The organism is Psychrobacter submarinus, from assembly GCF_904846685.1.
Taxonomy (GTDB): domain Bacteria; phylum Pseudomonadota; class Gammaproteobacteria; order Pseudomonadales; family Moraxellaceae; genus Psychrobacter; species Psychrobacter submarinus.
This window is the reverse complement of the sequence record NZ_CAJHBQ010000002.1, coordinates 18,799-38,781: the sequence shown is the minus strand read 5'-3', so window position 1 is coordinate 38,781 and position 19,983 is coordinate 18,799. Positions and strand designations below refer to the sequence as shown.

General features: G+C 44.4%; 17 protein-coding genes, 3 pseudogenes and 1 other annotated feature. Of the genes and pseudogenes, 13 read left to right on the top strand and 7 right to left on the bottom strand.

All coding sequences use genetic code 11. The features are described from left to right. Positions 1–2 precede the first annotated feature (2 nt). Positions 3–1,222 (bottom strand): IS3 family transposase gene (locus JMY03_RS06505; RefSeq protein WP_201602280.1). Its coding sequence is split into 2 segments (ribosomal slippage): positions 3–940 and positions 940–1,222, totalling 1,221 coding nucleotides; the frame shifts between segments, so codons are not numbered across the junction. Next, positions 831–947: a sequence feature (AL1L pseudoknot), on the bottom strand. Its footprint overlaps the gene before it by 117 nt. Positions 1,223–1,287: 65 nt before the next feature. Then, the gene (locus JMY03_RS06500; RefSeq protein ID WP_201557879.1) at positions 1,288–2,205 is read right to left on the bottom strand and encodes a LysR family transcriptional regulator; all 918 of its coding nucleotides are present in this window, start codon (positions 2,203–2,205) and stop codon (positions 1,288–1,290) included. A gap of 198 nt (positions 2,206–2,403) precedes the next feature. Here JMY03_RS06500 and JMY03_RS06495 point away from each other — a divergent pair, with 198 nt between their 5' ends. From JMY03_RS06495 to pcaD, 8 genes are all read left to right on the top strand, one after another. Next, positions 2,404–3,570, top strand: coding sequence for a muconate/chloromuconate family cycloisomerase (locus tag JMY03_RS06495; RefSeq protein ID WP_201602278.1), 1,167 nt, complete (start codon positions 2,404–2,406; stop codon positions 3,568–3,570). A gap of 43 nt (positions 3,571–3,613) precedes the next feature. Continuing rightward, positions 3,614–3,904 (top strand): muconolactone Delta-isomerase, encoded by a 291-nt coding sequence (gene catC, locus JMY03_RS06490; RefSeq protein ID WP_102091449.1) that lies wholly within the window; start codon positions 3,614–3,616, stop codon positions 3,902–3,904. 60 nt (positions 3,905–3,964) lie between these two features. Then, the gene (gene catA, locus JMY03_RS06485; protein ID WP_201557875.1) at positions 3,965–4,888 is read left to right on the top strand and encodes a catechol 1,2-dioxygenase; all 924 of its coding nucleotides are present in this window, start codon (positions 3,965–3,967) and stop codon (positions 4,886–4,888) included. 262 nt (positions 4,889–5,150) lie between these two features. Then, on the top strand, positions 5,151–5,978 hold the full coding sequence (locus tag JMY03_RS06480) for a SphA family protein (RefSeq protein ID WP_201602276.1): 828 nt from the start codon (positions 5,151–5,153) through the stop codon (positions 5,976–5,978). 33 nt (positions 5,979–6,011) lie between these two features. After that, positions 6,012–6,704 (top strand): 3-oxoacid CoA-transferase subunit A, encoded by a 693-nt coding sequence (locus JMY03_RS06475; protein WP_201602274.1) that lies wholly within the window; start codon positions 6,012–6,014, stop codon positions 6,702–6,704. 26 nt (positions 6,705–6,730) lie between these two features. Then, a complete protein-coding gene (locus JMY03_RS06470) occupies positions 6,731–7,381 on the top strand; it encodes a 3-oxoacid CoA-transferase subunit B (protein WP_102091445.1) in 651 nt (216 codons plus the stop codon). Between the two features lie 34 nt (positions 7,382–7,415). Then, the gene (pcaF, locus tag JMY03_RS06465) at positions 7,416–8,648 is read left to right on the top strand and encodes a 3-oxoadipyl-CoA thiolase (protein ID WP_201572145.1); all 1,233 of its coding nucleotides are present in this window, start codon (positions 7,416–7,418) and stop codon (positions 8,646–8,648) included. Between the two features lie 81 nt (positions 8,649–8,729). Then, positions 8,730–9,506, top strand: a complete 777-nt coding sequence (gene pcaD, locus JMY03_RS06460) for a 3-oxoadipate enol-lactonase (RefSeq protein WP_201602265.1) — start codon at positions 8,730–8,732, stop codon at positions 9,504–9,506. 46 nt (positions 9,507–9,552) lie between these two features. Here the strand turns inward: pcaD and JMY03_RS06455 are convergent. Further along, positions 9,553–10,296, bottom strand: a pseudogene (locus JMY03_RS06455) (IS982 family transposase); the annotation flags it as partial. A gap of 65 nt (positions 10,297–10,361) precedes the next feature. Here JMY03_RS06455 and JMY03_RS06450 point away from each other — a divergent pair. Next, positions 10,362–11,499, top strand: a pseudogene (locus tag JMY03_RS06450) (IS3 family transposase). A gap of 5 nt (positions 11,500–11,504) precedes the next feature. Here JMY03_RS06450 and JMY03_RS06445 read toward each other — a convergent pair. Both JMY03_RS06445 and JMY03_RS06440 read right to left on the bottom strand, forming a co-directional pair. Further along, positions 11,505–11,801, bottom strand: a complete 297-nt coding sequence (locus JMY03_RS06445; RefSeq protein ID WP_201602262.1) for a hypothetical protein — start codon at positions 11,799–11,801, stop codon at positions 11,505–11,507. Between the two features lie 261 nt (positions 11,802–12,062). Beyond that, positions 12,063–13,286, bottom strand: a complete 1,224-nt coding sequence (locus JMY03_RS06440) for an LD-carboxypeptidase (protein ID WP_201602259.1) — start codon at positions 13,284–13,286, stop codon at positions 12,063–12,065. A 210-nt stretch (positions 13,287–13,496) separates the two neighbouring features. On the opposite strand from JMY03_RS06440, the gene JMY03_RS06435 reads away from it, so the two are divergent. After that, positions 13,497–13,991, top strand: coding sequence for a YkvA family protein (locus JMY03_RS06435; RefSeq protein WP_201602256.1), 495 nt, complete (start codon positions 13,497–13,499; stop codon positions 13,989–13,991). Between the two features lie 290 nt (positions 13,992–14,281). Here JMY03_RS06435 and JMY03_RS13095 read toward each other — a convergent pair whose 3' ends face one another. Together JMY03_RS13095 and JMY03_RS06425 are read right to left on the bottom strand one after the other, a co-directional pair. Then, positions 14,282–14,527, bottom strand: a complete 246-nt coding sequence (locus JMY03_RS13095; protein ID WP_227675525.1) for a hypothetical protein — start codon at positions 14,525–14,527, stop codon at positions 14,282–14,284. 118 nt (positions 14,528–14,645) lie between these two features. Beyond that, positions 14,646–15,203, bottom strand: a complete 558-nt coding sequence (locus tag JMY03_RS06425; RefSeq protein ID WP_025645805.1) for a hypothetical protein — start codon at positions 15,201–15,203, stop codon at positions 14,646–14,648. A 251-nt stretch (positions 15,204–15,454) separates the two neighbouring features. On the opposite strand from JMY03_RS06425, the pseudogene dnaQ reads away from it, so the two are divergent. The 3 genes and pseudogenes from dnaQ to nudC all read left to right on the top strand — a co-directional run bounded on the left by dnaQ (position 15,455) and on the right by nudC (position 19,928). Beyond that, positions 15,455–17,130: pseudogene (dnaQ, locus tag JMY03_RS13090) on the top strand (DNA polymerase III subunit epsilon). Between the two features lie 85 nt (positions 17,131–17,215). Beyond that, the gene (locus JMY03_RS06410) at positions 17,216–18,898 is read left to right on the top strand and encodes a hypothetical protein (protein WP_201602253.1); all 1,683 of its coding nucleotides are present in this window, start codon (positions 17,216–17,218) and stop codon (positions 18,896–18,898) included. Positions 18,899–18,917: 19 nt separating this feature from the next. Further along, positions 18,918–19,928 (top strand): NAD(+) diphosphatase, encoded by a 1,011-nt coding sequence (nudC, locus tag JMY03_RS06405; RefSeq protein ID WP_201602250.1) that lies wholly within the window; start codon positions 18,918–18,920, stop codon positions 19,926–19,928. Positions 19,929–19,983: the final 55 nt, after the last annotated feature.

Genomic DNA, 19,983 nt, shown 5'->3' with positions numbered 1-19,983 from the left:
AGTCAGGCAGCGATGCCTGACAGGGTTAAATTATCATAATACCGCTTTTCAAACTCAAAGGGTGACACATATCCAATCGTGCTATGTAGACGCTTCTTGTTGAACCAATCCACCCATTCAAGGGTTGTCAGTTCAACATCGTTCACACCAGTCCAGTTCTGCTTTAAATAATGAATCACCTCAGACTTGTAAAGCCCATTGACCGTTTCAGCCAATGCATTGTCGTATGAATCACCTGTCGTGCCAACAGAAGCAATCACGCCAGAGTCCGTCATCTTATCAGTATAGCGAATAGATAAGTACTGAACCCCTCGATCACTGTGATGAATCACATCTTTGGGATTGTTTCTATCTGTTATCGCTTGATTTAATGCTGCCATTACCATATCAGTGTTCATACGATTCGATACTTTCCAGCCGACAATAGCGCGAGCAAATACATCGATGATAAAAGCGGTATAAACCCAGCCGCTCAATGTCTTGATATAAGTAAAGTCAGCCACCCATAGCTGATTAGGACGATGGGCATTAAAGTTACGATTGACCAAGTCGTCAGCACGCTTTTGGTCGTCACGGCTGTTGGTGGTAATCTTACCCTTACCGCGCCAGACACCTTGTAAGCCGTGCTGACTCATTAAACGCTCGACGGTGCAGCGTGCGATATAAATGCCATCTGCCTTCATCTGCCGCCAGACTTTGCGAGCACCATAGCGGCATTTGCTGTCCTGCCAGATGCGTTTAATCTCGCTGAGATAGTAGTCGTCATGCTGACTGCGCAGTGAGCGTTTTTCAGGGTAGCTCTCCAAGTCTTTAGCACGGTGATAGGTTGACGGGGCAATCGGTAGTACTCTACAAATCAGCTCGACCCCATAACTACCTCTATAGTCATCAATAAACTGAACCATTATCTGGGTGGACGGCCCTTCTCCGCCTGGGCTTCAAGACCAGCAGCCTTACGTATAATCTCATTGGCTTGCTTGAGCTCTTTGTTCTCGCGTTCAAGCTCTTTGATACGCTCTTTGTCACTTTGAGCCTGCACTGAGGCGGGAATGGTTTGGTCTATGTGCTTTTTATGCCAGGATCGCAGTGTCTCAGGCGTACAGCCAATCTTTGACGCTATGGCTTGAATGGCTGACCATGTAGAAGGATAGTCGCTCGACGCTTCAATCAGCATGCGAACGGCGCGTTCTTTAATCTCAGGAGTGTAGGTTTGTCTTTTCATTGTCGTATTCTCTCAGAATGTTGAGTCTCCGACAATCCCGGGGCGGTTCATAGTGAGTAAATTGCTTAAATCTCTTCACGCCGATAAACAAACTCCTCTTCATCATATAACTTGTAAGTGACATCGAGTAGAGTTTTTAGCAAATCCGACTTATCAAAATGACGAACATTCATAATAACTGGCGACGTTAATAATCCATCTTCTAATGGAATATAACCAATCTCTGTACCGCGTAGGTTCTTAAGCGCTTGAGGCACAATGGTGATCCCTTCTCCTGCAGCTACTAAACCTAAAGCCACATGCAATTCGCTGACTTCTGAAAATGAACTCGGCTCAATATTGCGTTCCTCAAACAAACCCAAAACAAAGTCAATAAAACTAGGTCGTGGCGACTTTGGATATAATAATAGATTCTCATTAGCTAGATCAGCAATAGTTATAGTGCTTTGTCGTCGTTGGATGATGGGATGATCAATAGGAACGGCTACCACTAAGCTCTCCTCTCTCAATAAAATACGTCTCACCGAAGCGTCCTCAAAAAACAATCTTCCAAACCCTACATCTATCTTGCCGTTTGTCAGTGCTTGCGTCTGCTGCCACGAATTTAATTCATGAAGTTTTATTTCTATATTAGGATATACCTTGCGAAAGCGTGAGATCACTCTTGGTAACGTTCCGTATAAAATCGACGCCACAAAACCTATAGACAAAGAGCCATCAAACTTCCCCTTACGCATAGTCATCGCTCGAAGATTATCGGACTTTTTTAGAATCTGTATGGCATTCTCGTAGAAGAAAACCCCTGCTTCAGTTAACTTGAGAGGCCGTTGATCACGATCAATCAAAAGCACTCCCATCTCTTCTTCTAACTGTTTTATCTGACGACTAAGTGGTGGCTGGGATATAAAAAGCCGCTCAGCCGCTTTACTAAAGCTTTTTTCTTCTGCCATTGCGACAAAATAACGTAAATGTCTAAGCTCCATATCGTTATCCTTATTATCATTTTTTTAATTATCATTAGGTTGTCAATCAACTTTGTCCGTCTATTAAACCCTTGTATTACTATCATACTATACCTAAAAGGTATAAAAAAGCATCATATAAGGTCTTAGACACGGCAGTTTATAAGCCTTATAGTTAATAACAAGCATAATAACTAATTAATCAAGGGTTAGCGCAATATGATTCGTTCAATTACGACATTGCTGGTTCCGATACCTACCATTCGAACTCATAAACTTGCTTGTACGGTAATGAATGAGCAGACCTTAGTCTTAGTTCATATTCAAACAGAAGATGGGCTTGAAGGTTGGGGCGAAGCGACAACCATCGGTGGGCTCAACTATGCAGAAGAGAGCCCACATAGTATCAAGACCAATATAGACACTTACTTCACGCCTTTGTTATTAAAAGAAGCCCCCACTTCCACTGCCAAAGCTATGCAGTTACTAAATCAGCATATCATTGGTAATCGCTTTGCAAAATGCGCAATTGAAACCGCACTACTCGATATCGAGGGTAAACGTCTTGGCATACCGGTCAGTGAGTTATTAGGTGGCCGTGTACGTAATGAGCTTGAAGTGGCATGGACACTTGCCAGCGGTAATACTGATCAAGATATTAGCGAAGCAAAACAGATGATCGAACAAAAAAAGCATCGGATTTTCAAATTGAAAATTGGCAGTAATCCTATTAATGAAGACATTTCTCATGTACTGGCTATCAAGCAAGCTATACCAGAGTATCGTGTCACCGTCGATGTCAATCAAGCATGGACTGAGCTTGAAGCCATGAGCGCAATCAAGCGTTTGCAAGCTGGCGGGGTAGATTTAATAGAACAACCTATCTCTATGCGTAATCAGGCGGGACTGAAACGTTTAAAAGAGCATTTTGAGGTAGCCATCATGGCCGATGAGATTGTCCAAGATCCACAAAATGCTTTTCGTTTAGCAATTGATCATTGCGCCGATGTCTTTGCAGTCAAAATCAACCAAGCTGGCGGACTAAAGGCAGCCTGCCTCATTGGACAAATGGCACAGCTTGCAGGAATAGAATTATACGGTGGTACGATGTTAGAGGGCCCCATTGGCACGGCCGCATCGGCTCATGTGTTCTCAACTTACCCTAGTTTAAATTTTGATACTGAACTTTTTGGACCTCTATTACTCACCGAAGATATTCTAGCTCGTCCGCTAGATTACAGTAACTTTGGACTGTCTGTGCCAACAGGCCCTGGACTAGGGATCGAGGTGGATCGCGATAAAATCTATCATTATGCAGGACTCAGCCTATCAGCGGTATCAAATACAAACTCTCAACCCTACCTTGCTGCTGAAAATAGCTTATAACGAATTAAATAATTAACGGGCTCAAAACCATAAGGAAAGAATAATGCTATATCACGTACGAATGGATGTCTTAATACCAAACGATATGGATGCTGACAAAGTTGCCGAACTAAAAGCCACTGAAAAAGCGCTATCACAAAAATTGCAAGAGCAAGGCAAATGGCGTCATATTTGGCGATTGGCTGGCGAGTACTCAAACTTTAGTATCTTTGATGTTGAGAGCAATGAAGAGCTGCACGATATCATGATGTCATTGCCTCTTTATCCTTACATGAAAGTAGAAGTTACGCCACTACTTCGTCACCCATCATCTGTTCGTGAAAATGACAGCTAAAACGATTGAACGACCACGAGGATATCCTCACAAATCAGGTTAAACCCAAGGAGAAAGAACATGGAACACAAGCAGATTGAAAAATTGGCTGAACAGTTCATTAAAGGCAAGATCGACTTCCCTGAGCAAGTTAATCCACGTGTGCAAGAAATCACCCTGCGCATTGTGACCGATTTGATGAAAACGATTAATGATCTAAATATCACTGCTGATGAATACTGGACTGGTGTGTCTTACATTGGCGATTTAGGCAAAGAAGCCGGCCTCTTATCACCAGGTTTAGGTTTTGATCATTTCATGGATTTAATGATTGAAGAACATATGAAAGCGGCTGGATTAGAAGGTGGCACAATACGTACCATTGAAGGGCCACTATATGTATCAGGTGCTCCTGAAGAAAAAGGCTTTGCGAGGCTTGATGATGGTACTGAAGATGAAGAAGGCACAGTGCTATTTATGCAAGGATATGTTTATGACGAAGATGGCAATCCTATCCCTAATGCTAAAGTAGAGGCATGGCATGCCAACACTTTAGGTAACTACTCTTACTTCGATGAATCGCAACCTGACTTTAATCTACGTCGTACTATCATTACTGATGGTGACGGCAAGTATGCTTTTCGTAGTATTGTGCCACTGGGTTACTCAGTACCACCAGGTGGTATGACGGATCAAGTATTAAGTGCTTTAGGACGTCATGGTAATCGCCCTGCTCACATTCACTTCTTCGTTAGTGCTGAAGGTATGCGCAAAATAACCACGCAGATCAATATTGATGGTGATGAATACCTTTGGGATGACTTTGCTTTTGCCAGTCGTGAAGGCTTAGTACCGGAAGTCACCATGGTTGACAACGCTGATAAGCTCAAAGAAAAAGGTCTTGATAAGCCTTATGCTTCAATCGATTTCGACTTCCATCTGTTAAAAAATAGTAAAGCTGATGTACATGGTAGTGAGGTAGCACGTCGCCGTGCACAAGGGTAGATAGTATATTTTGTTAAATACTTAGTTAAATACCTAGCTTCTTCAGGTATTTACATAAAAGTCATGACTAATAATCTCAATATCTACTTGATACCACGCCCTGCTGTGGTATCAAGCTTAACTTTCGGTAAGCACTCATTATTTTCAACCTAATATCTAATCTTTTTTAACTCACTAATCCATTCATGAACTGGTTGACTAATATAAACACTAATCTTAAGTTTTGGACAATCATAAAATAAAATATGAACAAGGATGTTCTATGAAAAATACGATGAAGAAAATCACCCTACTTACTATCGCTGCTAGCTTGTCATTTACCATCCATGCTTCTGACTCCCACTACGTCCCAGGCATTGAAGGAATAAAAGCAAGTGTAGTACCACCACCTGGAGTGTATTACAGAGGCTATCTCATAAATTATAGCGCTGATGAAAATGAGGCGTTACCAGATGACAGCGAGGTTAATGTTACCGCACTTGCCAATCGAGCGATATGGGTCACACCGCAAAAGGTACTAGGTGGCGATTTGACATTAGAGGCCATTGTACCGCTTATAAAAACAGATCTAAGAGTCGGTGGTCAGGATGTCGATGAACGTACAGGCTTAGGTGATTTATATGTGGGCGGTGTATTAGGCTGGCATGGCGATAGATGGGATGCAGTCAGTGGTATCGGTTATTGGGCAGAAACTGGCGACTATGATAGCAATCGATTTGCAAGCCCTGGCAAAGGTTATGATTCCGTCATGCTTACCCTTGGTGGTAACGTTAAGCTCAACCAACAAGGTGACATTAATCTCAGTGCCTTAAGTCGTTATGAGATGCCTAATGGTGACGACCTAGATGATGAGCTAATCATTGAATGGGGTTTGAGCAAAAGTTACGGCTTGCTAGATGTTGGCCTGGTTGGTTACAACACTTTTGAGACCGGTGACGGCGACGAGGAAAGAAACGCTTTAGGCTTATCTATGGGTTATTTTTCACCGCCTAATCTACTAGGTGGTGATATAGCCGTGTATAAAGAGTATTCAAATAAAAATACTTTTGAGGGAGAGGTGATCAGAGCGTCGCTAACCAAAATATTCTAAAGATTTCCACAAGATCTAAAATAGGGTCAAACTATGATTAACAAAGCGGAGAAAAGCATCACGAATGTGCTCAGTCAAATCAAAGACGGCGCCACAATTATGATTGGTGGTTTTGGTACGGCAGGACAACCTGCCGAACTGATTGATGCGCTCATTGATTTGGATATCAAAGACCTAGTGATTATTAACAATAATGCAGGCAATGGTGATCATGGTCTTGCCAAACTATTAAAAACAGGGGCAGTGCGTAAGATCATTTGCTCGTTCCCACGTCAGTCAGACTCTTGGGTATTTGACGAGCTATATCATGCGGGAAAAATCGAGCTTGAGCTGGTACCACAAGGCAATCTGGCCTGCCGTATTCAAGCTGCTGGCATGGGACTTGGTGCGGTATATACGCCAACGGGTTTTGGTACTTTGCTTGCTGAAGGTAAAGAGACGCGCCATATCGATGGCAAAGACTATGTGCTTGAATATCCAATCAAAGCAGATTTTGCCTTAATCAAAGCGGATCAGGGCGATCGCTGGGGCAATTTAGTCTATCGAAAATCAGCACGTAACTTTGGTCCCATCATGGCCATGGCAGCTGACGTGACGATCGCTCAAGTTTCTAGAAGCGTCGATCTGGGTGAGCTTGATCCTGAACACATCATCACGCCAGGTATCTTTGTGCAGCATGTGGTGCAAATCGAGCCTACTCATTCTACTACCGCAGCCAGCGCTTAATACGGTCAATCATAAGGAGCGTCATCATGAGCCATACATTACTCACACGGGATCAAATCGCTGAGCGTGCTGCCCGAGATATTCCAGATGGTGCCTATGTCAATTTGGGCATTGGTCTACCCACCAAAATCGCTAAGTACTTGCCTGATGACAAAGACGTATTTTTACATTCAGAAAACGGCTTGTTGGCTTTTGGCCCGCCCCCTGCCAAAGGAGAAGAAGATCCAGAGCTGATCAATGCTGGCAAGGAATACGTCACCATGTTAGATGGCGGTAGCTTCTTTCACCATGGTGACTCGTTTGCCATGATGCGCGGCGGTCATATTGATATTTGCGTATTGGGTGCGTTTCAAGTGGCGGCCAATGGTGATTTGGCCAACTGGAGCACTGGTGAAGAAGGTGCAATACCTGCAGTTGGCGGTGCTATGGACTTAGCCATCGGTGCCAAAAAAGTCTTTGTGATGACCAATCATACGACCAAGACTGGTGAGCCCAAGATCGTCAGCGAGCTTACCTATCCTGTGACTGGCAAAAACTGCGTCGATCGAATTTTCACCGACCTGTGTGTTATAGACGTTTCGATTAAAGGGCTGGTAGTGACTGAAATGGTCGAAAACCTAAGCTTTAATGACTTACAAGCGGTAACGGGTGCCACACTCATTAACGAGACTAAATAAAAACGCCTCATAATTAAAACTTAGGATAATCACTATGATCGATTCGACCACTGATTTAAACAACGCTTATATTATTGACGCCATTCGCACGCCTTTTGGACGTTACGGTGGTAGTCTAGCCCCTGTACGTACCGATGATTTGGGCGCTATTCCTATTAAAGCCTTGATGGAACGCAATACCAATGTCGATTGGGTGCAAGTAGATGATGTTATTTACGGTTGCGCCAATCAAAGCGGTGAGGACAACCGTAACGTCGGGCGCATGTCATCATTGCTCGCAGGTCTTCCTTATCAAGTGCCTGCTACTACGGTCAACCGCTTATGCGGCTCATCAATGGATGCGTTAGCCATCGCCGCACGGGCAATTAAAGCCGGAGAAGCCAGTCTCATTATCGCAGGCGGCGTTGAGAGCATGAGCCGTGCGCCATTTGTAATGGGTAAGTCAAATCAGGCATTTGGTCGTAACCAAAAATTAAAAGATACTACCATGGGCTGGCGCTTTATCAACCCAAAGCTCGACGAGTTATATGGCACGGAGACCATGCCGCAAACGGCGGAAAATGTCGCTGAGCAGTTCAACATCAATCGTGCTGACCAAGATGCCTTTGCACTACGCAGCCAACAACGTACCCATGCCGCACAAGCATCAGGATTTTTCAAAGACGAGATTACCCCAGTCATTATCCCGCAGCGCAAAGGTGAGCCCATCATTGTCGATAAGGATGAGCATCCTCGTGCAGACACCACGCTTGAGAAATTAACCAAACTTCGTGCCGTCGTTAAAGAAAATGGCACAGTCACTGCTGGTAATGCCTCAGGCATTAATGATGGCGCAGCAGCCTTCTTAGTAGCGTCAGAGCAAGCCATTAAAGAATTTAATCTCAAGCCGCGTGCGCGTATTGTGGCTTCCACCACGGTAGGTGTCGAACCACGTATTATGGGCTTTGCTCCAGCGCCTGCGATCAAAAAACTACTGGCGCAAACTGGACTGTCACTTGATGAGATGGATGTCATTGAATTAAACGAAGCCTTTGCAGCGCAATCCCTAGCCTGCACGCGTGACTTGGGATTAGCTGACGATAGCGAGCGTGTCAATCCGAATGGTGGTGCGATTGCGCTTGGTCACCCACTTGGCGCATCAGGCGCACGTTTGATTTTGACAGCACTCAATCAACTTGAGAAAACGGATAAGCGTTATGCCATCTGCTCGATGTGTATTGGTGTTGGACAAGGTATCGCGATGATTATTGAACGAATTGAACATTGAATGCATTAATGGCCAACCACCATAAACCTATACGCCACTACCATCATAATCACCCCAAAATGACAAATAAGGATGATCGTTATGCCTGTACTTGAAAATAAAGACATTACCTTAAACTATGTCACTTTTGGTGATAGCCGTAACCCTGCGCTTATATTCTCCAACTCTTTAGGTACCAACTACCACATGTGGCAGCCGCAAATTGATGCTTTGCAAAACGATTATTTCATCATCTGTTATGACACTCGTGGTCATGGAAAATCTTCTGCACCCAAAGGCCCTTATAGCTTAGATCAGCTTGGACAAGACGTCATTGATCTGCTTGATCACTTGAATATTGATAAAGCGTTCTTCTGTGGCATCTCAATGGGCGGCATGACGGGTCAATGGCTGGCCATCCATTATCCTAACCGCTTTTATCAATTGATGCTGTGCAATACTGCTGCCAAGATTGGTACGGAAGCAGCTTGGCAAGACCGTGCCCAGCTCGTCCGAACAGAAGGTTTGAGCACTATTGCCGCTACAGCCGCATCGCGCTGGTTTACTGAGGGCTTTATCAGTAACCATCCTGATATCGTCAACGCCTTGTCTGACACTCTTGCCGCTAGCAGTAGCAAAGGTTATGCCAGCTGTTGTGAAGCGCTGGCTGTCGCTGATACTCGCGAGCAGTTAAAAGATATCGATGTCGCGATTACGGTGGTGGCAGGTACTGAAGACCCAGTGACGACGGTGGCCGATAGTCAATATATGGTCGATCATATCCCAAATGCCACACTCGCGACTATTGACGCGTCACACATTTCAAATATTGAGCAACCACAAGTATTCAATCAAACTATTCGTAAACACTTTGCCTAAATACCCCCAGTTCGGGATAAGCCACATTGTAACTTATTGATACTATTTACAATGTTGCTACCTGTCCCTGCTGAGGCATATTTTTGATGGTGGGTTTATAGGGAAACCAGCAATAAGCAATTAAACCTGACAGCAAGTTTGTAATAAAACCCGTGACACTACGATGGCGTGAATGCTCAATCTGACACAAGTTTTTCAGCTCCCCAAACACCGTCTCAACCAAAGAGCGATGATTGAGTAGCGCCTCATCTATCGGCTTGAGTACTTGCGGTTTCATATTACGCCGAAGTTTCGTTATCAGCCTAGTATCACTGTGTTTTGTGAGCCACTCGTTCAGTGCTTTACTGATGTAGCCTCTATCACCGAATAGCTTACCAAACAAAGGGGTTGCCATATCCTTAACAGGCGCTCTATCATCGGTATTACCCTCAGTGACTTTGACGGAGACCAGCTCACCTTTATGATTGATAATGGCGTGCAGCTTAAAGCCATAGAACCAGCCCATGCTGCTTTTGCCTCGGGTTGCAAGTCCCTTAAAGACTTTATGACGGTAGATACGCTTGTTATGACAAACTGCTATCTTGGTTGAATCAATATAGCTGATACCCGTACAGTCGCCCATCATGCTTTGCAAGTAGCTGCACAGTGGCATGATACTGCGCGGCACAAGCTCTATAAATCGCGAGTACCTCGGCAGATTTGGAAACGCCCGTTTCATCATGCCAAGCATGTGATGATAGTAAAATGCCTTAAACTGTCGATACCGTAGTTGATGAAACAGTATTGTAACTATCCCCTAAACTAACACAGCTCAAACGTAGAATTTCTTATAAAATACACATAAGGAGTTTTGATATGAGCAAACGAATGACTGAGACCCAAATCGTATCCATATTAAAAGAAGCAGAAGCTAGGATACCTGCTAAAGAGCTGTGCCGTAAATACGGTATTGCTAGCTCGACTTTCTATAATGAGGAACGTTAAAAAACCGTCTGGGAGACTGTTTTAGTGACGCAAGACGGAGCGATAGCCAAGTTAAATCTAAGTACGGTGGTATGGAAGCCTCTGATGTCAAACGACTAAAAGAGCTTGAAGAAGAAAACCGTAGGCTTAAACAGATGTATGCTGACTTAAGCCTTAAAGCACAAATGCCCGAAGATATCATAAAAAAGCTATAGCGCCTGCCCTCGAGCGCAAAGTCTGGGCGCAAGAGTTACAGGCGCAGTATGATGTCAGCATTGCAGTGAGTTGTCAGGTGGTCTGCATGAGTCGAACCGCTTACTACTATAAGCCTAAGCTATCTGATGATAGTGAGATTATTGATGTCTTAAATGAGCTTACTGACAAGCACAATCGTTGGGGCTTCCCAAAGTGCTTTAAGCGTATACGTAAGCTTGGCTATCAATGGAATCATAAGCGAGTACACCGTGTTTATACAGCGTTAAACTTAAACCTACGCCGTAAGTCTAAAAGACGGCTACCAACACGTCATCCTCAGCCGTTAAGTGTGCCAAACGCATTGGGCCATACTTGGTCTATGGACTTTATGAGCGACAGACTACACAACAATATTCGCTTTCGAACCTTTAATGTGATTGATGATTACAACCGTGAAGTATTAGGCATTGATATTGGTACCAGCATTCCATCACTCCGAGTAATTCGCTACCTTGACCAGCTAGCCGAGTGGCATGGTTACCCTAAGCAAATTCGTGTGGATAACGGCAGTGAGTTTACATCCAGCGTATTTACTGACTGGGCATCGGCTCATGGTATCTATATTGACTATATCGAGCCTGGCTGTCCTTATCAGAACGCTTACATTGAAAGGTTTAATCGCAGTTATCGCAATGAGGTTTTAGATTGCTACCTTTTCAACAATTTAAACGAGGTCAGTCAACTGACTGAGGAATGGATCACGGTTTATAACACCGAAAGACCCCATGATTCACTTAATGATATGACACCTGCCGAGTACAGACAGGTGGCTTAATTATTCTACGATGATGTTGTGTTAAGAATGGGGTATTTACAATACGCCTCAGCATCCTCATCTTCTGTAGAAGTCGTAGTGGTCGTTGTAGCGTCATCCGTATGAACAGGAGTCATTTCGCTAGACTCTATAGTAGTGTCATTTGAGACTGTTTCGCTCGCTTCGGTATCCGTTCTCTCTTCAGCTTCATTGCTGCAAGCCGTTAGTACAACTGTGCTTGCTAATAGAGCCATCGTAAGCTTACTTACTAGTAATTTCTTGCTTAGTAACTGACTTAGTAACTGGCTTAGTAACTGGTCCATGTCAATCTCCTCACTGTGGTTAGGCCAAAACTATTAGCCATGCTATTTATTAAAGATTAAGTTGAATGTACTTTTAATTTTAATAATAAATAACTGAACTAGTATGAGGGTTTTGTTTGCTTTCATTAACGATTTGCTAATGCTTTTACTTTATAAATGATAAGCACATCTATACTTCAAAGACCACTAGAGCTGTTAAATACACAATTATTTGCAGAGTGTTATCTATTAAGAACTATTATACTGCCTAGATGCTAGCAATTAAGCCCATAACCCTTCAACATGAAGAGCGCTGGCGTGAATAGTTGGATAATCTCCAAAGCTTAGCTGATAGCTACCCGCCGTATTAGGGTTAATCGTACAAGACGCTCCTAATGGGAAGCTTGCTTTTTGCGCGATATGGCCAAAGCGCATGCCACTATATATCGGTAACCCTGTTAACTTGTGCAACTGACGAACGACAGTTGCTACATCATAGCGCTTATCATAGCTGTCCTCACCAGTTCCAGAAAATGCACCGAACACGATGGCTTGTTGATTTTTGAACACGCCTGCTAGATATAGCTCATAGAGCATACGCTCGATACGATAAGTCTGCTCACCGACGTCTTCTAAAAACACAATGCCGTCATCGATACGCGGTAGATACTCGCTGCCTGTCAGTGCCGATACTACGCTCAAATTACCGCCCCAAATCGTTCCCGTTATTGAGCGGCTATCGTTATCTGCCAAAATAGGCGGCAGCTTTGGACTGGTAAGATCGGCATTAGCGCCATCAATAGTGAGATTCGGATCGGTTAAAGCGGCTACAAATTGACGACAACTGTTGCGGTCCGGCATGGCTTTACCAAACTCGCTATAGAGCATAGGTCCTGCCAGCGAGCTCATGTTGCCTTTGGCGAGCAGCGCACATTGAATCGCGGTAACATCACTGAATCCGGTCAAGATAGTACCACGCTCTTGCATAACACGGCCTAGCGTCGCCCAATCAACCATCGGCAATAGACGAGAGGCGCCATAACCACCGCGCACGCCAAGCAGCAGTTTTGGTGCGCTAATCGCGCCCGTCGCGATGTTTTGTAAGTCGCTTGCTCGCTGCGCATCAGTACCAGCGAAACGTAGATACTGACGGCGGGCAACCTCAGGGTTTTGCACTTGCAAGCCAGCACAGGCTACGCGCTGCAATGCCAGCTGGTTGCGAGCATCATGACTGCCGACGTTTGAGCTTGCAAATAATCGCGTTTCGATGGTTGGCTTAATGCACTGTCTTGTCTGGTTTAACTGCTGAGATGGCGACTCAGACCCAGAGACTGCAGACGGTAACTCATCTTTAGTGAGCGCGGTCAGGTTATCAGTCACTAATAAATCGTCATTCGCCAACGCATTCACCATACTTTGGCTGGCTAATAAACTGGCGCTCGCCCCTACGCCCAAATGACGCAAAAACTGTCGGCGGTTGAGCTTAGATACTATTTTTTTAGTCATCACTATCCTGCAAACTGTAATCAGACTTAATAAAACGATACATAATACCCTATCTAGTCATTTGGCGCTCAAGCTTACCCTTGCTATAGTAGCTAACAACAGCAACTAGCAACTAGCAACTAGCAACTAGCAACTAGCAACTAGCAACTAGCAAAATAGTGCGTAAAAACCATAATCAACGACAATGAATAAAAAACAAGGATTTTTTATATGAGTGATAAAAATAAAGAAAAAGATGACAAAGGGCTATTAGAGAGTATCAAGCTGATTGTCAGTAAAGAAGATAAATTAAAGGACCAAGTCGAAAGCGATCGCGGGCTTGAGCGTTATGCCAAAGACCTACTGTTGCTTATGAGTTTAGTCAAAGACTATTATCAAGGCAATTATCGCAATATTCCTTACAGAACTATTTCAGCGGCAGTGATTGGTCTTCTTTATGTCTTGAACCCTATTGATCTTATCCCCGATTTCATCCCTTTTATCGGTCATATCGATGACGCTTTAGTATTAAAGTTTTGTTTAAAGCGGATGGAAAAAGATCTATCAAAGTACAAAAAATGGAAAAACGAGCAAACGGCAGCTAACGACAAAAATACTAATAAAAATATGGACAGTAAAGAAGACAAAGACTCTAAAGCAAAAGGTAAAGAAGAGAAGAAGTCAGCTAGAAAGGATAAAGATAGCGAGACTGATAAAAAATCATAAGCTCATTAGCTTTTCATTCTATTATCGCTGCACAATAAAACCACGGCGAATGAGAGTATCTCGTTGGCCGTGGTTTCGTTTGTTTATCTCTACTATTTTAGTGACAGCTATTCTAAGGGCACTTACTCTAGGGACAACTACTATAAACCGTTAATCTGGGACATGGTAGCTGGACTTTTCTGGATTGAGTCCAAAGGAGAACACAAAGGTTGCAACGAGGCTATTAGACCTCTTGCAAAAGTATCAGTTTATTGACTTCCACTGACGCAGTTATAAGGGCTAGCAATGACTTATGCAAGAAGTCTATTGACGATAATAAAGGCTAGGTCAATATGGATATGCCCTAGCATATAGCGGCCAATCAACCAAGAGACAATCAGCATAACAATAAAAAAACCGCCCATATACCCTAAGATAGCGGGATGCTTTAGATTATAAGGCTGCTCTGGTGTTTCTTTATCTAAGACTTTTGTGCGAATCAACCAGCCTGCGGCATAAGAGAGGCCGCCTAACACCACGTAACTCAAAAAATTCATAATACCTGACTCGATCATTGACCATTTAATTATAGGATATTGCCACGTGCGCTACCGTCGATGTAGCGGCACTGATAACTGATACTAACTAATATCAGCACTGGCACTGGCATAAGGTTTAAATACTTTCATCGACGTTATCGATGACGATATTAGCATGTGGATCAGCCAAAATATCAGTGTTGACCTCATCGCACTCGACGCGATAAATAGTATTAGCGCCGCGATAAATATAAGACAAATACTCACTATCGAGCAAAGGGTCGATATTGGCATAAGCAGGTTTAACATGCGCTAACACTAGCACCCTATCAGGACGAGCGATGACCGCATCGACATTATCGGGATCGATCGAGAAGAATGTTGGAATCTCCTCATTGTCTACGACCTCTAATACTTCAGGATCATCCCAAACTCGCCCACTACTGGCAGGCTCTTTCATTTGCATGACCCACTTTCCATTTTGCTCACTGACTTTTATTTGTGCTGGTTCATCAAAGCTTACGGTATAGCATCCTGCAAATATAGAAACATCTGCCTGAGACACTGTAGACTCAACGCTTGTAGCTTCAGGGTCACTATCGCTACAGCCTGCTAGCCATAATACGCTACAGGCGGTTATACTAGTGAGCAAGGTCGTAAAGGATTTACCAATAACATCTGCGCCTTTAGCCATCGTCAAGTCTTCCTACATTATTGTTTTGGATTGGTATCTAATTTGGATTGGGATTTAAAGAGTGCCGTTATCATTCTAACAGAAAATGTGAGCGCTGCTTTTGAGATCTGTGATGATAGTGTTTTGTGTCTCCCAGTCGCCTTATCGGTTATAGATTTGCTATAATCAAACTCTCTATTTTAACACCGACCTTACTCCCTTACCGCCGAGTTTTTATGTCAGATAATCGTTCCGCCGCCCAAACTAAAGCTATGCAGACGGCTGCGTCTAATAAAGCAGACCCTTTAGCCGCCAAAGCCAATACTACTATCGCTTATACTGACGGCGCTTGTAAAGGCAATCCCGGCGCTGGTGGCTGGGGCGCACATCTTATTTTGAGTAATGGACAAACCAAAGATCTATACGGCGGTGAAGACGCCACCACCAATAACCGTATGGAGCTGATGGGCGCCATACAAGCCTTGCAGCATAGCGCACGCGATATTACCTTAGAGATCTGGACCGACTCAAGCTATGTCAAAAATGGTATTACCGACTGGATTGACGGCTGGAAAAAGCGCGGCTGGAAAACAGCAAGTAAAAAGCCGGTGGCGAATAAAGACTTATGGCAACAGCTTGACGCGCTATGCCAAAATCGTAAGGTAGAATGGCACTGGGTAAAAGGTCATGCCGGACACGCAGGCAATGAAAAAGCCGATGAGCTTGCCAATCTTGGTGTCACAGCCAGTAGTGAGCATGATGATCATTTATCTGCCGATAGTACCGCAAATAGCGCTGATGATAGTCATAAAAAAAAGCCGCGACTAATGAGTCTGCGCTTGATAAAGACGACTGGTTAAGCTTTGACCCTTTAGGACTCGATAACTTTGAAGACATTAACGGCATTGATAACGTAGATAGTATGGACAACAGCACTGACGAGCTAGAAGCTGAGGTGGACCCTAGTCCAGACCACATGACTGCAGTTCAATCGACTAGCCAGCCTTATCAGACCGCCGATACTCATTTAGATGCCCATTCAAATACTACTTTAAATAGCACAAATGACGAAGATAACCCAAGCGTCTTGCCCTCTATTACGATTGATACTACGAGTACAGATATGACTGCCGAAACCGATTTACAGCCCCCTGATACGCAAGCGGCTGCTTTGCCAGAATTCGATGGTGATACGAGCCGCGCCAACCCTAATTTCAAGCCGCTACTGCCAACGCCTACGCACCGCGGTGAGAGCAATCGTCAACTGATCATGGATACTGAGACGACGGGACTTGATGCGCTAAAAGGCGATCGCATCATCGAAGTGGGTATCGTTGAGTTAGTGGGGCGTAAATTCACTGGTGAAAAGCTTCATGTCTATATCAACCCGCAGCGCGGTATGGATGAAGAGGTGATACGTATTCATGGTATCTCTGAGGCCTTCTTACAAGATAAACCGACTTTCGATCAAGTGGCTCAAAAGCTTTATGACTTTATGGATGGTGCCGAAATCATCGCTCATAATGCCGCGTTCGATATGAACTTTTTGACTATGGAATTTGACAAAGTCGGACTATCGGACTTTGCCCAGCGGGTACAAGTCACTGATTCACTGCTGATGGCTAAGCAGCAGTATCCAGGGCAAAAAAATACGCTAGATGCGCTAGTGCGCCGTTTAGATGTCGGTAAGCAAGACCGTACCTTTCACGGCGCTTTACTAGATTCGGAGATTTTGGCGGAAGTCTATCTGGCGATGACTGGTGGTCAAGTATCATTAGCGATTGAAGAAGATAGTGCTGGCGACGGCGGCCAGACCGCTCATGCTACCTTTGCCAATTTAGCCACGCTACTGCTGGATTCCAGCCAAGATGATAAGGCAAATCGCGATTGGTTTATGAATTTGGCTGAAGACTATCCAGTAATGAATGATAGCTTAGCGAATTGGTAAGCTATGATAAGAAGTACTATGGAATTTAAACGCTATACGCTATCATCCGTTAATGGCTATTAATAATAATCGATAAGGGAACACGATGAGTCAGTCTGAGCAAACCATGTTGAGCGCGCCTACGCTTAGTATCACCAACTTTGACTTACCCTCTTTGCACTTATTGCATGATGAGGTCATAGTTACCCTAAAAAACGCTGAAATCCACTTGAGCGACTTTAATGACAATCAAGCACAAGCGCCTTTATTGCTCGAATCAGTCGAAGTCTTAACCCAGTTATCGCGTATTTTTGAGCTGATATCGCTTAAAGGCGGTCAAGTATTAAGCTTAGCGATCGCCCAAGGCTTGCAGCAGCTGCATGACAGTCAAGACAATACCAATATCGCGTTGATTATGGATCTCTCAGAGGCGATAATGACCTTAGATCGTTATGTTGAATTCGTGCTATTGACTGAGACCGTAGAGCCAAGCTTATTACTGCCGATTATCCATAAGCTACAAGCTTATGGCGATGAAGCACCTATTGATACTGACTACTTTGCCGACTTTGGCCGTAGCAGCGTGATCATCGCAAACCCTGAAGAGAATTTTCAATCCTTGGATACACTCGGGCTTGATAGTCATTTATTAACCAACGTTTATCGTAACGGTCTTGGCATTTTATTGGCTAATACAGATTGTAATATCTCGACCCGTGAAGCCAAAAAACTCGAAGCAATGAGCGCTGCCTGTGCTTATATCGCAGGCCACAGTAACAGCTTATTTTGGCAAGCTGCAGCAGCAGCAATAGTCGATATTGAAACTCAGCTTCCTTTGTCTCTAAGCCAAAAACATACCTTAATCTACTTAGAGCAGCAGTTTAATAGCTATCTGCCAGTGATGGATATTCGTTTTGCTGATCTGGTCAGCTTCGCTTGTAGCCGTGATAATGAGCAAGCGCAAAAGCTGCGTGAGCAGTACGCCAATAACCAGCTTGAGTCATCACAGCGCGAACAGATGAAACGCTTTTTGTTTGGTCCCAACCGCACCATCACTGACATCTCAAACGAGCTCATCCAAGAAAAGATCAACCTCATCAAAGAGCAAGTGGATAGCTACGCACGCAGCAATACTGTCACCGCTACCCCTATCGAGCCTACTGATATCGCAACCAAAATAGCTAAATTGAGCTCTGCCCTGCACCTATTCGGTCTAAGCGATACCGCAGCTCTACTCACCAATACAGCTAACGCAGTTGCTAAGTGGGACGACCCAAAACCTGAAGATTTTGACGAGCTGCTGTTAGCGCTCATGTCGGCCGAAAATGCTTCGATTACAATGGCAAAAATGCATACGCCTGGCGCGACTAACTTATCGCTGAATAACCAGCGAATCTCCTTGCATCAGCTTGATACGGCCTATGATGTTTTAGTACAAGAGAGCCGTAGTAACATCACAAAAGCCGAGCACGCCATCACCACTTATATCACTGCAGATGACGCGCATCTGTCCATGTTAGATGAGTTTCCAGAGATGATCTTCCAGGTCGCAGGAGCGCTACGTTTCTTAGAACTACCTGCTTTGGCAAATATGTTTAGTCAATTGGCAAGCTTCACCCAGACCTGTCTAACAAACGCACAGCCTCTAAGCGAGCAAACCCTCAGTCACATGGCGGATGTACTCATGTCCGTGGATTATCGCTTAGATGGTTTTGAGAATAATCGTCCCGTAAATAAACGCTCGCTAGATGTCGGTCAGCATAGCTTAAGCCAACTACTAGCCGCCTAAAGATTTTGGATAGATGTCAATGAGTGCTGCTTTTATAATCGAAAAAGATACTGTCTTATGTCGCAGGACGCCTAAAGGTTGGCAGCCTTTATCTATCGACTTCTCGGCTGATTCAGACCGCAACCTGCCCCCTTATCAGTTAGGCTGTGTCGAACTGTTAGAGAGCTTAGCGCCAAGCCATTGGCAGCAAAGTGCACATTGGCAAAGAGACAGCAGCAATAGCAGCATAAGTGATGAAGCTGTTCATCCAGCGAATAATGCTCCGGCCGCGTATGCTATCAGCTATCACTATGCAAAAACCAATCAACTCACGCTACCGACTATCCGCGATGATATTGAGTCCATCTCAGCGGCAATCAACCAAACTGACATTCAAGCAAATGATGCTGATGACAATGGCGCTATAAACGCTTTTATCTCTTATCGGCAGCTGCTCACTCAGATTCCAGTAGCGCTCGCCGATCAGATCAGTCAGGCCATGCAGCTGCTGCGCTGGCAAGCGGATACTCAGTTTTGTAGTCGCTGTGGTGCGGCGGTCCGTGCAGCGGACTCTGGCGAGCGGGCGATGGTATGCAGCGTTTGCCGCTTACGCCAGTATCCGCGAGTACAGCCATGTGTGATTACGGCCATTACTCGCCCAAACCCTAAGTCCGGCGAGATGCAAATACTATTAGCGCATCATCACCGCTATGGTCAGACCACTCTGCCATTACAATATGGTTTGATTGCAGGCTTTGTAGAAGTTGGGGAAAGCTTAGAGCATGCAGTGGTAAGAGAAGTGTTTGAAGAAGTCGGTATTCGCTTATCAGACATTCGCTACGTCAGCAGTCAGCCTTGGCCGTTTCCTTCTAACTTAATGCTCGGCTTTCGGGCCAGTTATGACAGTGGCGATCTTGTGCTGCAAGAAGATGAGCTGTCGCACGCAGATTTTTTTGATTTATCAAACCTGCCAAAGATACCCTTCAAAGGCAGCATTGCTTACGACCTCATTGCTCAAATTGCTGAAGAGCAAGGGGTTACGCTTGCATAAAAGTCTATTTTGACTGCTAGTCATTATCTATATTATTTAGCCTCTATTATTTATT